We start from the raw sequence: 15,666 nt of genomic DNA on the forward strand, positions 1-15,666 counted from the left end.
CCATCATGCGGACGTGTCCGGCACCTGCTGTGACGACGCGGCTACGGCTGTGACTACGCGGCTACGGCCGTGTAGTGCGAGGCGTCGCCCTGGATCGAGTAGCTCTCCTTGCCCTCGATGTTCACCGGGATGTCCCCGGCGACGGTCACCCGGTGCAGCCGGCGCGGCAGACCGTCGTAGTTGTCGACGGCGTAGTGCTGGGTGATGCGGTTGTCGAAGAGGACGAGCTGGTTCTCCGACCAGCGGTGGCGCAGCAGGTTCTCCGGCCGGGTCACGTACGACTGGAGGATGTCGAGCAGCTTGCGGGACTCGCCGGTCGACAGGCCCACGATCCGCTGCGCGAACCCGCCGATGAACAGCCCGCGTTCACCGGTCAGCGGGTGCACCCGCACCACCGGATGGGCGGTGCGGTACTTGATCGAGGTGAACTGGGCGCGCCGGGCGGCCTGTTCCTCGTCCAGCGTCTCCTCCGGCACGGCGTAGTCGTAGTCGTTGGTGTGCTCGGCCCACAGGTCGTCGGCGAGCCGCCGGAGGGGCTCCGGGAGGTCCCGGTACGCGGCCGCCGAGTTGGCGATCAGGGTCTCGCCGCCGTACGGCGGGATCGTGAGGCTGCGCAGGGTGCTGGCCTGGGGCGGGTTGAGGACGAACGTGACGTCGGTGTGCCAGTGGTTGGCGGCCCGGCCGCCCTCGCTGTCGACCGGCAGGACGTTCGGGGAGCCGTCGATCGCGGGCACGGTCGGGTGGGCGGTGGTGAGCTCGCCGAAGTGCCGCGCGAAGGCCTGCTGGCCCGCGTCGTCGAGGTTCACGTCACTGAAGACCAGCGCCTTGTGGGCGTTGAGGGCCTCGCGGAGAGCGGTGGCCGTCTCCTCGTCGAGCGGGCGGGAGAGGTCGACGCCGGAGATGTGGGCGCCGATGTTCGCGGTGACCTTGCGGATCTCGATACCGGACATGGGAGGGGTCCTTCCTAGGCGTAGACGGGCTGGACGTGCTGGTTGGCGGGGCGGGGGAGGCCGTAGCGCTCCCGCAGGGTCGTGCGCGGGCCGTACTCCGTGCGGAGCAGACCGCGGGTGCGCAGGATCGGGACGACGTGGTCGACGAAGGCGTCCAGGCCGGAGGGGAGCACCGGCGGCATGATGTTGAAGCCGTCGGCGGCACCCTGCGTGAACCAGGTCTCGATCGCGTCGGCGACCTGTTCGGGCGTACCGGCGAAGGTGAGGTGGCCGCGGCCGCCGCCGAGCCGCCCGATCAGCTGCCGCACGGTGAGCCGGTCGCGCCGGGCCAGCTCCACGACGAGCGTGTACCGGCTCTTGGCACCCTCGACGGCGGACTCGGGCGGCAGGTCCGCGGGCAGCTGGCGGTCCAACTCCAGCGCGCCCTCCGGAAGTTGCAGCAGTCTCTCCAGGTTGGCCACGCCGTGCCGGTGCACGATGTGGTCCTCCAGCTCCTGCTCCTTCGCGAGCGCCTCGGCCTCCGTGGCGCCGATGACGGGGACGATGCCGGGGAGCACCTTGATGTGCTCGGGATCGCGGCCCGCGCTCGCGGTCCGGGCCTTGAGGTCGGCGTAGAAGGCCCGCGCGTCCTCGATGGTCTGCTGCGCGGTGAACACGGCCTCCGCGTACCGGGACGCGAACTCCTTGCCGTCCTCGCTCGACCCCGCCTGCACCAGCAGGGGGTAACCCTGAGGCGTGCGGGGCACGTTGAGCGCGCCCTCGACGCTGAAGTACGTCCCCTTGTGGCGGGGCGGATGGATCTTCGCGTCGTCGCCCCAGACGCCGGCCGCCTTGTCGCCGACGATCGCGTCGTCCTCCCAGCTGTCCCAGAGCTTGAGGGCGACGTCGAGGAACTCGGCGGCCCGGGCGTACCGCTCCGCGTGCGCGGGCTCGTGCTCCAGACCGAAGTTCCGGGCGGCCTCCTTGCCGGCCGTGGTGACGATGTTCCAGCCCGCCCGGCCCCCGCTGATGATGTCCAGCGAGGCGAACTTCCGGGCCAGGTTGTAGGGCGAGTTGTACGACGTGGACGCGGTAGCGATCAGCCCGATGTGCTCGGTGGCCGTCGCCAGCGCGGTCAGCAGGGTCAGCGGCTCCAGCGCACCGGCGGGCCGCTGGGCGAGACTGCTCCACAACTGCGGCCCGTCGGCCAGGAACAGCGAGTCGAAGGTCCCCCGCTCGGCGATTCTGGCGAGCCGCACGTAGTGCTCGAGCGACACATGGGCGAACGGATCACTCTCGGGCAACCGCCAGGAGGCTTCGTGGTGCCCGGTGGTCATGAGGAAGGCGTTGAGGTGGAGGTGGCGGGGCATGGGGGTTCCTTTGCTGGAGTGAGAGCAGGGGGCTTGTGAGATGCCGGGTTCGGCATCTTTCAGCCCGTCCGGCGTTTGAGGACGAGGCCCTTCGGGCCGATGGGGGTCTGGGGGCGCAGCCCCCAGGGACGGTCACCCGGAGCCGACGGAAACCCCCAGCGCCGCCAGCAACCGCACCCGGTACTCGTCCCGCGGACGGTCACGTTCGATCGTCAGGTCCAGCCCGATCCGTCCGGCCTCCAGCACCAGCACCCGGTCCGCGAGGACAATCGCCTCATCGACGTCATGCGTGACCAGCAGCACCGACGGCTGATGCCGCTTCCACAGCTCCCTGAGCAACGCGTGCATCTTGATCCGCGTCAACGCGTCCAGCGCCCCGAACGGCTCGTCGGCCAGCAGCAGTTCCGGCTCGCGCACCAGCGACCGGGCCAGCGCGGCCCGCTGCTGCTCACCGCCGGACAGCTCGCTCGGCCAGGCCCGTTCGCGTCCCCTCAGACCGACCTCGGCGAGCGCCTCCCGGCCCCGCTCCTCCCCGTCGGTGCCCAGCAGCACGTTGTCCAGCACCCGTCGCCACGGCAGCAGCCGCGAGTCCTGGAAGACCACGGACACCCGTTCGGGAGCGGTCAGCTGTCCGCTGCCCACCACCTCGTGGTCCAGCCCCGCCACCGCCCGCAGCAGCGTGCTCTTCCCGGAGCCGCTGTGCCCGAGGAGGGCGACGAACTGTCCGGCCGGGATGTCGAGGTCGATGCCGTCGAGGACCGTACGCCCGTCGAACGACCGGGTGAGGCCCCGCAGTTGTACGGCCGGCCGGGTCAGCTGCTCAGTGTGCGGCGCCATGACAGCACCCTCCGTTCGATGAGACGGACCGCGCTGTCGGAGACCAGGCCGAAGACGCCGTAGACGACGAGACCGACGAGGATCACATCGCTCTGGCCGTAGTTCTGGGCCTGGAACATCATGTAGCCGAGTCCGCTGGTGGCGTTGATCTGCTCCAGGACGACCAGGCCGAGCCAGGAGCCGGTGACGCCGAGCCGGAGTCCCACGAAGAATCCGGGCAGCGCGCCGGGGATGACGATCTGCCGTACGAAGGCGAACCTCGACAGCCCCTGGACCTCGGCGAGTTCGACGTAGCGGTGGTCGATGCCGGCCAGTGCGGCATGGGTGTTGAGGTAGATCGGGATGTAGACGACGATCGCGATGATGGCGACCTTGAAGGACTCGCCGATGCCCAGCCAGAGGATGAACAGCGGGATCAGACCGAGGGTCGGGATCGCCCGGTTGAGGTTCACCGTCCCGTCGATCAGCGCCTCCCCGACCCGGCTGAGCCCGGCGGCCAGGGCCAGCAGGACACCGGCGGCCAGACCGATCGCGAAGCCGGACGCGGCCCGCTGGAGCGAGGTCAGGATGTCGGTGGGCAGGGTCCCGGCGGTCCACAGGTGGGCGCCAGTCTCCACCACCGTCCAGGGCGCCGGGATCGCGGCGGTGTCGAGCCGACCCGCGGCGGAGGCGGCGGCCCACAGCGCGAGCAGGAGGACCGGTCCGACGAGCCGCGCGGCGGGCAGCCGCCTGCCGGGGGAGAGCCGGCGGCGCCTGCGGACCTGCGTGCTCACCTCGGGCGCGGCGACGGCCACCGTCGTGGTCACGGCGCTCACCGCTGGTACTCCGCCGGCACGGACTTCGCGGCGATGCCCTCGAAGCGGTGGTCGAACAGCTCGCCGACGTCGAACTTCTTCACGAAGCCGCCCTCCGCCAGCAGATCCGCGGTCTCCTGCTCCCACTTGATCGCCTCGCTCCAACTCGGTGGGAAGAGCGGCTTGTTGGCGAGCGCGGTGACCGCCTTCGCCTGCGGGAGCGTCAGGTTCTGCGTCTTCACGTAGAACTCCTCGTTCCAGAGGTCGGGGTTCTCGTACGTCCACACCTGGCCCTTGGCCCAGAAGGGGATGTAGGCGGCGACCGCGGCGGCCTTGGCGGGGTCGCCGAGCACCGAGGTCGGGGCCCACAGCAGGTTGAGCAGGTCGACCACGTCGGTGGTGATGGCGTGCGCGCCCTTCGCCTCGTACTGCTGGAGGTAGGCGGGCGCCTGGCTGTTGGCGAGCGGGGCCACGTCCACCTGGCCGGACTGGAGCGCGGTGAAGAACTGGTTGCTGGTGAGCGGGACGAGCTTCACCTCGTCGTAGGAGAGCCCGGCCTTCTTCAACGCCCGCAGCAGCACGACCCCTTGGGCCTGCCCCTGCGAGAACGCGAGCTTCTTCCCCTTGAAGTCCTCGACCGTGCGGATGTCACTGCCGGGCTTGGTGGCGAAGAGGTAGTTCGGCTTGCGGGTGATGTTGATCGCGACGATCTTCGCGTCGAACCCCTGGAAGTGGGCCTGGATCGGCGGGATTCCCGCGTTGTTGGCGACGTCCAGGGAGCCAGCGCGGAATGCGTTGATGACGTCGGGACCGGCGCTGATATTGGCCCAGCTGGACACCTTGAACGGTAGTTCCCCCAACTTCCCGAGTTTCAGTTGAAGTTGCTGGGTGCCGGAATACGAGGAGATCTTCAGGCTCGTACCGGCCGGGACCTTGGCGGCGAGCGGGGCGGACAGGGCGTCCTTGCTGTCGGCGGCGGCACTGCTGCCGGCGCAGCCGCTCAGACCGGCGACACCGGCCGCGGCACCGAGGACCGAGGAGAGGAACAGCCGCCGGTCGATGCCGGACGTGCGGGAATTGGGCATGGGAATACTCCCTGAATCAGTGCAGGAGAAAGTCACGAAGAAATGCGTTCACGCAGGGGAAATGAGCGCGTCACACGGGGCAACGTGTCAGCAACAGAAGGCGCGACAGTGCAGGTTCGGGCTCATGAACAGGATGTTCTCCGTTCCGTGGAAGCCCTGTCAACATTCGGAGTTTCTGAATTAAATAGCCTCAGGTGAAGCGGCCAGAGGATCCCGGTAGAGCACGTCGAGCGCCACCGAACCGCCCGCCACGGCAAGGACGGAATCCGGGAAACTCGACGGCACGACGGAACTCGCGCGGTCGTCGCCGACCCCCTCGCGCAGGGCGAGGAGGCAGTCCTCCCGGTGCAGGATGCCGACCTCGGTCACCACGACCGTCTCCGGGTTCAGCACGTCGAGCAGCAGCCGGGCCGCCCGCCCGACGGCGTTCGCCCGCTCCACCAGCAGCCGCAGCGCCGCCGGGTCACCCGCGGCCGCCGCCGTGACCACGTGCATCGGGTTCACGCCCTCGGTGACCCCGGCCCGCCGGGCCCGCCGGCACAGGGTGCGCTCGCTCAACTCGGCCTGGAGGCAGCCGGTCCGCCCGCACGCGCAGGGCTCGGTGCCGCCCGGCACCGGCAGATGGGCGATCGCCCCGGCCTGGGAGCGCGGCCCGTGGTGCACCTCGTCGTTGGTGGCGAACGCCGCGTCCACCACGTTGCCGACGAACAGATGCAGCACGCTCCGGCTGCCGCGCGCCCGCCCGAACAGCCGCTCCGCGTTGACCAACGCGCGCGCGTGGCCGTCCACATGGACCGGCAGGCCGGTGCGGGCGCCGAGCAGCTCACGCACCGGCACCTCGCGCCAGCCCAGCAGGGGGTGCTCGACCACGGTCCCGGAGTCCCGGTCCACCCAGCCGCCGGCCGCGAAGCCGACCCCCAGGCACCGCAGGCGCGGGGACCGGTCGAGGAGCGCGGTGAGCCCGGCGGCGGCCCGCGCCAGGATCACGGGGGCGTCGCTGCCGTCGATGCCCCCGCCGCCGTCGGCGCGGTCGTGCCGCAGCTCCCGTACGGCCACCACCCGGCCGCGCAGATCGAGCAGCGTGACGGTCGTATAGGGGACCGCCACATGGACGCCGCCCACGACGAACCGTGAGTCGTCCAGGTCGACGGGCACATGGGGGCGGCCCACACCCTGGGAGCGCTTGGGCACCTCCGACTCACGGATCAGGCCGAGCTCGGTGAAGCGGGAGCAGTAGTCCGTCACGGACGCCGGGGACAGCCCGGTCAGCCGGGCGATGGTGCTGCGCGCCACCGGCCCGTGCTCCAGCACGGACCGCAGGACGACACTGGCGCTCGTCCGGCGCCGGGAGGTGGGAGTGGGGGTGGCAGGGGGCACCGCGGTACGGGGCATGGAGGACCGTCCTCGGGAACGGGGGCCGACACGTCTCGGAGGGCGAGGCGGGCCGGAGCCCGTCTCACACCGGACGGCGACAGACGGCCGTGCCCACGCGTCGCAGGTCGACGTGGCGACGCGACGAGAAGTACCGGGACTGGGCGACCATGTCTGGAAGGGTAGGTCAGGAAGGGTGAATCCGACCAGACCACTAGGGTTCGTTTGGTGATTCCCCACAGCCGTGTGCACAGGCCCCCTGTCGCCCCGGCCACCTCACCTCAGTGACAGGGGTCACGCCGGACCGGGTGTAACCCACACTCTTTGTCCGGAGCCCACCAAGCCCCTGTTCCCCGCTTTGTCGACCGTTGACGGTGATCGGCTCCAGGGCGCCGGGATAGCGTCACCATGTCCCCCGTCGTTCACCCCCGCGGAGTCCCCATGAGCACCGCCGTCGTCCCCGCCCGCACCGGTCAGGTCCTCGCCGACCTGATCCCCGCCTCCCGTGTGCGGGACGTCGCGCTCGTGGTCGGCGGCGCCGCGCTCACCGGTCTCGCCGCGCAGCTCGCCGTGCCCGTGCCGGGCTCCCCGGTGCCGGTGACCGGCCAGACCTTCGCCGCGCTGCTCGTCGGCACGAGCCTCGGCGCCCGCCGCGGTGTCGCCTCCCTCGCGCTCTACGCGCTGGCCGGCCTCGCCGGTCTCCCGTGGTTCGCCCAGGGCACCTCCGGGTTCTCCGTCTCCTTCGGCTACATCCTCGGCATGATCCTGGCCTCGGCCGCGGTCGGTGCCCTGGCCCGCCGCGGCGCCGACCGCAACGTCTGGCGGACGGCCGGCACCATGCTGGTCGGCGAGGCGATCATCTACGCCGTCGGCGTGCCCTACCTCGCGTACGCCGCCGACCTGTCGCTGTCCGCCGCGATCGCGGCCGGCCTCACCCCGTTCCTGCTCGGCGACGCCCTCAAGGCGGCCCTGGCGATGGGCGTTCTGCCCACCGCGTGGAAGCTCGTCAGGCGCTGACACCCCGCCGCAAGAGGCTCGCCGGGTCGTACCGCGACTCCAACTCGGCGAGCCTCTCGCGCGTTTCGGCGTCGTGCAGCCCCTCGGTCCGGTCCCCGGCCCCGAAGGCGAAGTTGACGCTGCGGCCGAGGGTGACGGGCGCGAGCGGCGCGAAGGCCGGGTCCAGCAACGCACGCGCCCGCCGCCGCTCGCCCATGGTCAACAGCCGTACCAGGAACCGCCCTTCGCGGTACGGCACCGAGTTCGGCGCCGGTCGTGCCAGCGCCCCGCCCAGATGGTTGATCTGTACGACGACCATGGCGCCCGCGTCCGGCCCGGTCCGCCTGAGCAGCTCACCCGCCCGCTCCACGTCCAGCTCGCCCAGCACCGCGCTGTCCCCGTAGTAGCTGTGCGGGACGTCGGGATCGCTGTGGATGGTGTGGCTGTCGGCGTACGGCATCTCGCGCAGGGTGTCCGCGAGCACCGGCCCGATCTCCCGCAGCGGGGCGAGGAGTCGCTCCCCGTCGGTGCCGGTGTACGCGACCCGGACCGAGAGGACGTACCGCCCGCGCAGATGCGGCGGCAGCGCCGGGAGATCCGGATACGGTACGGCCGCGAAGGACGAGGTGAGCGTGTCCGGCACGGTCCTGGTCCACTCCTCGTACGTCCGCAGCGCGGCCACCGGATCGACCTCACGTCCGTCGAAGGCGAGCGAACCGCCGTAGAGCGTCCGCACGGGGACGAGCCCGATCTCCAGCTCGGTGACGACACCGAGGCGGTGTCCGCCGCCGAGGAGACCCCAGTACAGCTCCGAGTCCGGGGTCACGTGCCGCGGTCGGCCGTCCCCGGTGACCACGTCCAGCGAGCGGACGTGGTCGGCGGCGTAACCGAACTCCCGTGCCAGGATGCCGAGTCCGCCGCCGAGCGTGTACGACACGGCACCGACGCCCGGCGCGGAGCCGTTGAGCGGCGCGAGCCCGTGCGGAGCGGCGGCCGCGACCACGTCACCCCAGCGGACACCCGCCTGGACGCGCGCGGTACGGGCCCCGGCGTCGATGGTCACCCGGTCCATGTGCCGGGTGCTGATGAGGACTCCGCCCTCCACCGCGCCGGGCAGCCCGTGTCCGGTGGCCAGCACGGTCACCGGCAGCCGCGCGTCGGCCGCGTGGCGCACGGCGGCGACCACGTCGTCCTGCGAGCGCACTGGGAACACGCGGTCGGGGCGCAGGGCGAACCCGGTCTGGAAACTGGTGACTTCGTCGTGGGTCGAGGTGTTCATGCCGGACAGGATGGAGGCATAACCTGACAGTTTCCGTCAGGTTATGCCTCCATGGGTTTCCCTGGTTCTCGTGGATCAGACCGTGCGCTGCGGCCGCCGCTGCGACCACCAGAGCCCGGCCGCGCCCGCCGTCATCAGCGCCGCGCCCGCGGCCCCGAGGGGCAGCAGGTCACGTCCCACACCGGTCTTCGGCAACTCGCCCGGGGTGTCCCCGCCGGGTGCCACCGGCTTGTTGTCGGTGCCCAGCAGCAGCGGGGTGGCCGGGGCGTTCGGCGACGGGTTCGTCGTACCGAACGGAACCGGTCCCTGCTGCCAGAACGTCTTCTTCCCGTCGCTGGTCTGCACCGGCAGGCAGATCTTTCCGGTCTTGCCGAGATCGAAAGTCGCGTCGACGGCGTACGACTTCGACTTACCGGCCGCGAGATTGTCGATGGGGCAGGCGAAACCGCTGTTCGAACCCTCCGGCAGATCCTTTTCTTCGATCGGAGAGCAGCCTTGAACGTTTTTGACCGTCATGCCGTCGAATCCGACGACCAAAAGCCTGATCTTTCCGCTGTCCTTGCTCCCGTCGTTCTTCACGGAGGCCGTGAGATCGGTCTTCTGCGAGCTGTTGTCGACAGAGATCGTGCCGGGCAGTGTGGTCGTCAGCTCCACACCGGCCGGCGCCTTGTCAACGGCCTTTCCCCCCTTGCTGCTTGCGGGTCCCTCGTCCGCGCTCGCGGTGAAGGACAGGATCATCACCGTCGAGAAGGATGCCGTGACCAGCGATCCGGCGATGGTCGTCATACGACGAGAACTCATGTTCGTCCCCCTTGGCTGCGCCTGAATTCGCAGTACTTGAAGAGGTACCACAAGATTTCTCCGCACTATGCTGGTACGGCGCGAAGTGTGACCATTGTGTTCCACTCGGGACATCGTTGAGGGGGTGCAGCGGATTGCCGGGGAATACGGGAGACACGGGAAATGCGAGGCGCGGCGGAGTTCCAGGGCTCCTGGTGACGGGGCGTTATCGCCTGGTCGAGAGTATCGGCCAGGGGGGAATGGGGCGGGTGTGGCGAGCCGCCGACGAGATGCTCGACCGGCAGGTCGCGGTCAAGGAGATGCGGATCGACGGCCTCGACGCGGAGGACACCCGCACCCGCCGTGAACGCACCCTGCGCGAGGCCAGGGCGACGGCCCGGATCGACCACCCGAACGTCGTGCGGGTCTACGACGTGGTCGACGAGGGGGAACGCCTGTGGATCGTCATGGAGTTGGTCAAGGGCCGCTCCTTGGAACGGATGATGGTGGAGGACGGCCCGCTGGACCCGCGCGCGACGGCCCTGCTCGGTCTCGGCCTGGTGGAGGCGCTGCGCCAGGTGCACGCGCGGGGGGTGCTGCACCGGGACATCAAACCGGGGAACGTCCTGGTGGAGTCCGGGTCCCGGACCGGCCGCCGGATCGTCCTCACGGACTTCGGCATCGCGGCGATGCAGGACGCCAAGGCGCTCACCATGGTCGGCATGCTCGTCGGCTCACCCGACTACATGGCCCCCGAGCGGGTCTCGGGCCGCCCCCAGGGGCCGCCGTCGGACATCTGGTCCCTGGGCGCCACGCTCTGCGCGGCCCTGGGCGGCCGCTCCCCCTTCTCCCGCGACACCACGTTGGCGACCTTGCACGCGGTCCTCTACGAGGAGCCCGAACTCCCCGCCGCGGCGGGCCCGTTGACCGACATCCTGGCGGCCCTCCTGGAGAAGGACCCGTCGATACGGCCGGGCCTGGACGAGGTCGAATCGGCCCTCCACACGGTCGCGTTCCCGGTCCCTACGCCGACACTGCGGGTGGGTCCGGTGGAGGCCACGGAGACGACGGAGCCGGGCACGGGGACACCGGGGATTCCTGGGACTGCGGGGGCTCCAGGAACACCGGGTGTTTCCAACACGGGCGCCGGACCGGACGGGGCGGACGAGTCGGGTGACGAAGCCGGGCCTTCGGACACGTCAGGCGCCGCGCCGGACCCGGCGGACGAGTCTGCGGTGACACCGACGCGGCCGTGGGCTCCGCGGGAGTCGCCGACGCCGGCTTATCTGGAGCCGCGCATCGTGCGGGCTGTGCGGGACCCGCGGGTGCCGGAGTCGGCGACCGGCCCCGAGTCGGCCGTACCGGAACAGCCGGGTCAAGCCGCCGAGGCGGAACCGTCGGACGCCGTACCGGCCGCCTTCGCGGGTGTGGGTGCCGCCGGTGAGGGAGGCATGGAGCCATCGCCGGAGCCGACGGCACAGCCAGGCGCGGAGGCGGGCCCGGCGGTCGAGAGTTCTCCCTCTCCTCAGGCGGTGACCGAACAGCCAGAACTGTCGGCCCCCGCGGAGCGCTCCGCAGGGTCCGAGCCGTCCGCTTCGGACGAACCGACCACCCACGCGGAACCGTCCGTACCCCCAGGGCGCACCCCCGTCGAACCGCCCCCCTCCAGCGGGCCGCTCGCCCCGGCCGGGCACGGGGCCAGTGCGTCCTCCGAGGCGCTGTCCGAGGAGCGCTCGGAGGTCAGGTCCGAGGCGCCGTCCGGGAACTCCGTGGGGGCCGCGCTCCGAGCCGGGGCCACCACGACCAGTACGCCCCTCGCGAGCGCTCCCACCCAGGACTCCCTCTCCGCGGGCGCCCCCACCGAGCACTACGTCATGCCGGACGCGCCGACCCGGGACACCCCCACCCGCGCGGCCTCCGCCCCCACCCGTATCGGCCCGGCCCCCCGCTCCCGCCCCGGAGTCTCCCTGATCCGTGGCCATCAGCCCGTACCCGACCGGCACCAGGGCGAGGATCCCGACCCGGCCCCCACGGGCGGCAGTGCCAACTCCGCCGTCCGTGCCGAGGCCCCCGGCACCGGTACCCGCCCCCGTTCCGCCCCCGGCACGGACCCGGGCCCCGCCCCCGACACGCACCCCCTCACCGGCCGTGAGCCCGACCCCGACCCCGCTCCGGCCCTGGTCCTCGGTCAGCACCCGCACCGCGTGCCCCCCGAGGAACCCCCCGGCGAAGGCGAACTCCCGGGCCCCGCCCGCCCCGCTCGCCCTGCCACCCCCCGCCGCCGTACCGCCCTCGTCGCCGCCGGAACCGTCGTCACCGCGGCCGCCATCGTGGTCGCGGTCATCCTCGCCACCACCTCCGGCTCACCCGGCGACGACAAGGCGGACGGCTCCCCGTCGAGTTCGGCCTCCGCCTCCGTCGCCGAACCCGGCGCCTCCACCCCCGGCGGCACCCCGTCCTCCACCGTCGAGGGCACCTCCCGCCCCCGCTCCCTCCCACCCGGCGCACACGAGGAGGCCGGAGGCTTCGCGTGGGCGACCCCCACCGGCTGGCGGCGGGACGTGAAGACCGGAGCCGAGGTCCACTACACCTCGCCCGACGGCGAACAGGAACTCGCCGCCAAGTCCTCCCTCGCGAGGGGCGACCTGATGGAGACCTGGGAGACCTCCGAGCAGAACGCCCACCAGGGCCAGGACTACCGCAAGATCCGCCTGGAGGAGACGACGTTCCGCGACCACCCCGCGGTCGTCTGGGAGTACACCTTCACCCTCGGCGGCGTCCCCTGGCACGCCCAACTCCTGGGCTTCAACGTGGGCGACAAGTCGTACCAGATCAACACGTGGTACCAGCCGGAGATCGAGACGCAGGCCCTCAAGACGTACGAGAAGGTGAAGGACAGCTTCACCGTCCTGTGAGCAGACACGGCAAGGGCCCCGCGGCACACGCCACGGGGCCCTTCACAACCGTCGGAGAAGTCAGCCGACGGAGACCTTGTCCGTCACCTCACCCGCCGACGCGGACGCCGAACGCCCGCTGCCGGCCTTCTCCTTCACCACGGCGATGACCAGCACCACCGCGGCGACGAGCAGCGACAGCAGCACGGTCTCCCGCCCGTCGTGCTCCGTGTCGGTCAGCATGTACCCGAGGACGAACACGATCAACGCGGCCGTCGCCCAGGTCAGATACGGGTACAGCCACATCCGCACGACCAGCTTCTCCGGCGCCTCGGCCTGGATGATCTTCCGCATCCGCAGCTGCGAGAAGCAGATGACCAGCCACACGAACAGGGCGACCGCACCGGAGGAGTTGACGAGGAACAGGAAGATCTTGTCGGGGGAGAGGTAGTTGAAGAAGACGGCGACGAAGCCGAACACCACCGACGCGAGGATCGCGGCCATCGGCACACCCCGCCCGTTGACCCGCGCGAACGCCTTCGGCGCGTCGCCCCGCTCACCGAGCGAGAAGGCCATCCGGGAGGCCGTGTAGAGACCGGAGTTGAGACAGGACAGCACCGAGGTCAGCACGATGAAGTTCATGATCTGACCGGCGTGCGCGATCCCGAGGGAGTCCAGCGCGGCGACGTAGGAGCCGTCGTCCTGGATGGACTTGGCGTCCCACGGGATCAGCGTCACGACGACGAAGATGGACCCCAGGTAGAAGACCGCGATCCGCCAGATGATGCTGTTGGTCGACTTGGTCACGGCCCGCTGCGGGTCCTCCGACTCACCGGCCGCCAGGGTCGCGATCTCGCTGCCCATGAAGGAGAACACGACGAGCAGGACGCCGGTGAGGATCGCGCCGGGCCCGTTGGGCAGGAAGCCGCCGTGGCCGGTGAGGTTGGAGAAGGACGCCTGGTCGGTGTCGACCCCGGGGAGCACGCCGAACACCGCGAGCAGTCCGACGACGATGAAGGCGCCGATGGCCACGACCTTGATCCCGGCGAACCAGAACTCGAACTCGCCGTAGGACCCGACCGACACCAGGTTGGTGGCGGTCAGCACCACCATCACGATCAGCGCCCACCCCCACTGCGGTACGGCGGGTATCCACCCTTCGAGGATCTTGGCGCCGGCGGTCGCCTCGACGGCGAGCACGACGACCCAGAAGAACCAGTACAGCCAGCCGATGGAGAACCCGGCCCAGCGCCCGAGCGCCCGGTCGGCGTGCGCGGAGAACGAGCCGGAGGTGGGGTTGGCGGCCGACATCTCACCGAGCATCCGCATCACCAGCACCACGAGCGTGCCGACGAGGGCGTACGACAGCAGGATGCCGGGTCCGGCGGTGGCGATACCGGAGCTGGAGCCCACGAAGAGGCCCGCGCCGATGACTCCGCCGATGGCGATCATCGAGAGGTGGCGGTTCTTGAGTCCGGCCTGGAGACCAGTCATACGGGGAATTCCTTCGTGCCGGGGTGGGGGGATCCCGTACGAGCGGGGTACGGGTCGGTCCAGTGAATCGGAGGTAAAGGAATTCCTGAACCTTTGAATCCAGATTGTTACTTGAGGTTTCCTTGAGGTTCCATTGTCAAGGTCACATTTTTCCTGCCTGACACCCGGGGCTGCTGCCCCGAAACAGCCGTGTCACACTCGTTCCATGCGCGTGTATCTCGGCTCCGACCATGCGGGCTTCGAACTCAAGAACCACCTCGTCGACTGGCTCAAGGAGGCCGGCCACGACGTGGTCGACTGCGGCCCCCACATCTATGACGCCCAGGACGACTACCCGCCGTTCTGCCTGCGCGCCGCCGAGCGCACGGCGGCCGACCCCGACGCCCTCGGCGTCGTGATCGGCGGCTCCGGCAACGGCGAGCAGATCGCGGCGAACAAGGTCAAGGGCGTCCGCGCCTCCCTCGCCTGGAGCGAGGAGACCGCGTCGCTGGGCCGCCAGCACAACAACGCCAACGTGGTGGCGGTGGGGGCGCGCATGCACACGCAGGAGGAGGCGACCAAGTTCGTCGAGACCTTCCTCGCGACCCCGTTCTCCGGCGACGAGCGCCACCAGCGCCGCATCGACATGCTGTCGGCGTACGAGACGACGGGCGACCTGCCGCCGATCCCGGCACACCACCCTCAGCAGTAGCCTCCGGCGGTGGGGCGGCAGGGGTCGTCGTCCGGGTGCGGGTGAGCGGGGGCTGGTCGCGCAGTTCCCCGCGCCCCTGACTTGCCCACCTGGTCGAGTCATCCAGCCCGTCCGGTGCGCGAAATCCAGCCCCTCCGGCGTTTGAGGAGCGGGGGTGCGGGGGCTGGCCCCCGCGACGGGGGTCGAAGGGGGCGGCGCCCCCTGGTGATGGGACGGGTAGGGGCGGCGGGGGCGAGAAGATCCGCCCGCACCCCCACCCGCTGACGAACAAGGAGCCACCGTGCCCGAGGGCCACACGATCCACCGGCTGGCCCAGGACTACGGCGCCGCGTTCCAGGGGACGAAACCCCGCGTCACCAGCCCCCAGGGCAAGTTCTCCGACGCCGCCGAACTCCTCACCGGCTCGGAACTCACCCACACCGAAGCCCACGGCAAGCACCTCTTCCTCGGCTTCCGCGCCACCGACTGGATCCACATCCACCTCGGCCTCTTCGGCAAGGTCACCTTCGGCCCCACGCCCGCACCCCCACCCACCGACACCGTCCGCCTCCGCCTGGCGAACAGCACGGCGTACGTGGACCTCCGCGGCCCCACCACCTGCGCCCTGATCACCCCCACCGAGAAGCAGTCGATACACGACCGCCTCGGCCCCGACCCCCTCCGCGCCGACACCGACGCCGACCCGCGGGCGGCGTACCGGAGGATCTCCCGCAGCCGTACGACGATCGCCGCCCTCCTGATGGACCAGAAGGTCATCGCGGGCGTCGGCAACGTCTACCGCGCCGAGGTCCTCTTCCGGCACCGCATCGACCCCTACCGGGCAGGCAAGGACATCACGCCCACCGAGTGGGACGCGATCTGGACCGACCTCGTCGATCTCATGCGCGAGGGCGTCAGGAACAACCGCATCGACACCGTCCGCCCCGAACACACCCCGGAGGCGATGGGCCGCCCGCCGCGCGTGGACGACCACGGCGGCGAGGTCTACGTGTACCGCAGGGCCAACCTGCCCTGTCACATCTGTGGCGGCGAGATCCGCACCGCCGATCTCGCCGCCCGCAACCTCTTCTGGTGCCCTACCTGCCAGAAACCCTGAGCCGGAAGCCGGAAGCCGGAAGCCGGAAGCCGGAAGCCGGAAGCCGGAAG

14 protein-coding genes are annotated in these 15,666 nt (G+C 70.8%); 4 read left to right on the forward strand and 10 right to left on the reverse strand.

The features are described from left to right. Positions 1 to 53 precede the first annotated feature (53 nt). From OHN19_RS28380 to OHN19_RS43965, 7 genes are all read right to left on the reverse strand, one after another. Entirely contained in the window at positions 54 to 950 is an 897-nt protein-coding gene (locus tag OHN19_RS28380) for a TauD/TfdA family dioxygenase (RefSeq protein ID WP_330266919.1), read from the reverse strand. 14 nt (positions 951 to 964) lie between these two features. Then, positions 965 to 2,299 (reverse strand): LLM class flavin-dependent oxidoreductase, encoded by a 1,335-nt coding sequence (locus OHN19_RS28385; RefSeq protein WP_330266920.1) that lies wholly within the window; start codon positions 2,297 to 2,299, stop codon positions 965 to 967. A 132-nt stretch (positions 2,300 to 2,431) separates the two neighbouring features. After that, a complete protein-coding gene (locus tag OHN19_RS28390) occupies positions 2,432 to 3,136 on the reverse strand; it encodes an ABC transporter ATP-binding protein (RefSeq protein ID WP_330266921.1) in 705 nt (234 codons plus the stop codon). Continuing rightward, positions 3,112 to 3,951 (reverse strand): ABC transporter permease, encoded by an 840-nt coding sequence (locus OHN19_RS28395; RefSeq protein WP_330266922.1) that lies wholly within the window; start codon positions 3,949 to 3,951, stop codon positions 3,112 to 3,114. The genes OHN19_RS28390 and OHN19_RS28395 overlap by 25 nt, the downstream gene beginning before the upstream one ends. Then, positions 3,948 to 5,015, reverse strand: a complete 1,068-nt coding sequence (locus OHN19_RS28400; protein WP_330266923.1) for an ABC transporter substrate-binding protein — start codon at positions 5,013 to 5,015, stop codon at positions 3,948 to 3,950. Before OHN19_RS28400 ends, OHN19_RS28395 begins: the two co-directional genes overlap by 4 nt. A 180-nt stretch (positions 5,016 to 5,195) precedes the next feature. Further along, on the reverse strand, positions 5,196 to 6,407 hold the full coding sequence (locus tag OHN19_RS28405) for an ROK family protein (RefSeq protein WP_330266924.1): 1,212 nt from the start codon (positions 6,405 to 6,407) through the stop codon (positions 5,196 to 5,198). Positions 6,408 to 6,471: 64 nt separating this feature from the next. Continuing rightward, complete coding sequence (locus OHN19_RS43965; RefSeq protein ID WP_353963568.1) at positions 6,472 to 6,558, reverse strand: putative leader peptide; 87 nt, start codon at positions 6,556 to 6,558, stop codon at positions 6,472 to 6,474. Between the two features lie 269 nt (positions 6,559 to 6,827). Here OHN19_RS43965 and OHN19_RS28410 point away from each other — a divergent pair, with 269 nt between their 5' ends. Continuing rightward, complete coding sequence (locus OHN19_RS28410; protein ID WP_330266925.1) at positions 6,828 to 7,403, forward strand: biotin transporter BioY; 576 nt, start codon at positions 6,828 to 6,830, stop codon at positions 7,401 to 7,403. Here the strand turns inward: OHN19_RS28410 and OHN19_RS28415 are convergent. Both OHN19_RS28415 and OHN19_RS28420 read right to left on the reverse strand, forming a co-directional pair. Next, positions 7,393 to 8,661 (reverse strand): FAD-binding oxidoreductase, encoded by a 1,269-nt coding sequence (locus tag OHN19_RS28415; protein ID WP_330266926.1) that lies wholly within the window; start codon positions 8,659 to 8,661, stop codon positions 7,393 to 7,395. The two genes, OHN19_RS28410 and OHN19_RS28415, sit on opposite strands and share 11 nt — an antisense overlap. A 75-nt stretch (positions 8,662 to 8,736) precedes the next feature. Then, positions 8,737 to 9,462 carry an LPXTG cell wall anchor domain-containing protein gene (locus OHN19_RS28420; RefSeq protein WP_330269729.1) on the reverse strand — a complete coding sequence of 242 codons (726 nt, stop codon included), beginning with the start codon at positions 9,460 to 9,462 and terminating at the stop codon, positions 8,737 to 8,739. A gap of 239 nt (positions 9,463 to 9,701) precedes the next feature. On the opposite strand from OHN19_RS28420, the gene OHN19_RS28425 reads away from it, so the two are divergent. Continuing rightward, a complete protein-coding gene (locus tag OHN19_RS28425) occupies positions 9,702 to 12,356 on the forward strand; it encodes a serine/threonine-protein kinase (protein WP_330266927.1) in 2,655 nt (884 codons plus the stop codon). A 60-nt stretch (positions 12,357 to 12,416) separates the two neighbouring features. On the opposite strand, the gene OHN19_RS28430 is transcribed toward OHN19_RS28425, so the two are convergent. Beyond that, the gene (locus OHN19_RS28430; protein WP_330266928.1) at positions 12,417 to 13,829 is read right to left on the reverse strand and encodes an amino acid permease; all 1,413 of its coding nucleotides are present in this window, start codon (positions 13,827 to 13,829) and stop codon (positions 12,417 to 12,419) included. A gap of 205 nt (positions 13,830 to 14,034) precedes the next feature. On the opposite strand from OHN19_RS28430, the gene OHN19_RS28435 reads away from it, so the two are divergent. Together OHN19_RS28435 and OHN19_RS28440 are read left to right on the forward strand one after the other, a co-directional pair. Beyond that, a complete protein-coding gene (locus OHN19_RS28435; protein WP_330266929.1) occupies positions 14,035 to 14,520 on the forward strand; it encodes a ribose-5-phosphate isomerase in 486 nt (161 codons plus the stop codon). A gap of 280 nt (positions 14,521 to 14,800) precedes the next feature. Continuing rightward, positions 14,801 to 15,616, forward strand: a complete 816-nt coding sequence (locus tag OHN19_RS28440; RefSeq protein WP_330266930.1) for an Fpg/Nei family DNA glycosylase — start codon at positions 14,801 to 14,803, stop codon at positions 15,614 to 15,616. Positions 15,617 to 15,666 lie beyond the last annotated feature (50 nt).

This window comes from Streptomyces griseorubiginosus (assembly GCF_036345115.1).
Lineage (GTDB): Bacteria > Actinomycetota > Actinomycetes > Streptomycetales > Streptomycetaceae > Streptomyces > Streptomyces griseorubiginosus_C.

Bases quoted from the DNA above. Each gene is read 5' to 3' on its own strand.
- OHN19_RS43965 (WP_353963568.1), bottom strand. From the start codon at position 6,558: ATGGTCGCCCAGTCCCGGTACTTCTCGTCGCGTCGCCACGTCGACCTG.
- OHN19_RS28405 (WP_330266924.1), bottom strand. From the start codon at position 6,407: ATGCCCCGTACCGCGGTGCCCCCTGCCACCCCCACTCCCACCTCCCGG.
- OHN19_RS28420 (WP_330269729.1), bottom strand. From the start codon at position 9,462: ATGAGTTCTCGTCGTATGACGACCATCGCCGGATCGCTGGTCACGGCA.
- OHN19_RS28415 (WP_330266926.1), bottom strand. From the start codon at position 8,661: ATGAACACCTCGACCCACGACGAAGTCACCAGTTTCCAGACCGGGTTC.
- OHN19_RS28400 (WP_330266923.1), bottom strand. From the start codon at position 5,015: ATGCCCAATTCCCGCACGTCCGGCATCGACCGGCGGCTGTTCCTCTCC.
- OHN19_RS28430 (WP_330266928.1), bottom strand. From the start codon at position 13,829: ATGACTGGTCTCCAGGCCGGACTCAAGAACCGCCACCTCTCGATGATC.
- OHN19_RS28380 (WP_330266919.1), bottom strand. From the start codon at position 950: ATGTCCGGTATCGAGATCCGCAAGGTCACCGCGAACATCGGCGCCCAC.
- OHN19_RS28385 (WP_330266920.1), bottom strand. From the start codon at position 2,299: ATGCCCCGCCACCTCCACCTCAACGCCTTCCTCATGACCACCGGGCAC.
- OHN19_RS28435 (WP_330266929.1), top strand. From the start codon at position 14,035: ATGCGCGTGTATCTCGGCTCCGACCATGCGGGCTTCGAACTCAAGAAC.
- OHN19_RS28425 (WP_330266927.1), top strand. From the start codon at position 9,702: ATGGGGCGGGTGTGGCGAGCCGCCGACGAGATGCTCGACCGGCAGGTC.
- OHN19_RS28410 (WP_330266925.1), top strand. From the start codon at position 6,828: ATGAGCACCGCCGTCGTCCCCGCCCGCACCGGTCAGGTCCTCGCCGAC.
- OHN19_RS28390 (WP_330266921.1), bottom strand. From the start codon at position 3,136: ATGGCGCCGCACACTGAGCAGCTGACCCGGCCGGCCGTACAACTGCGG.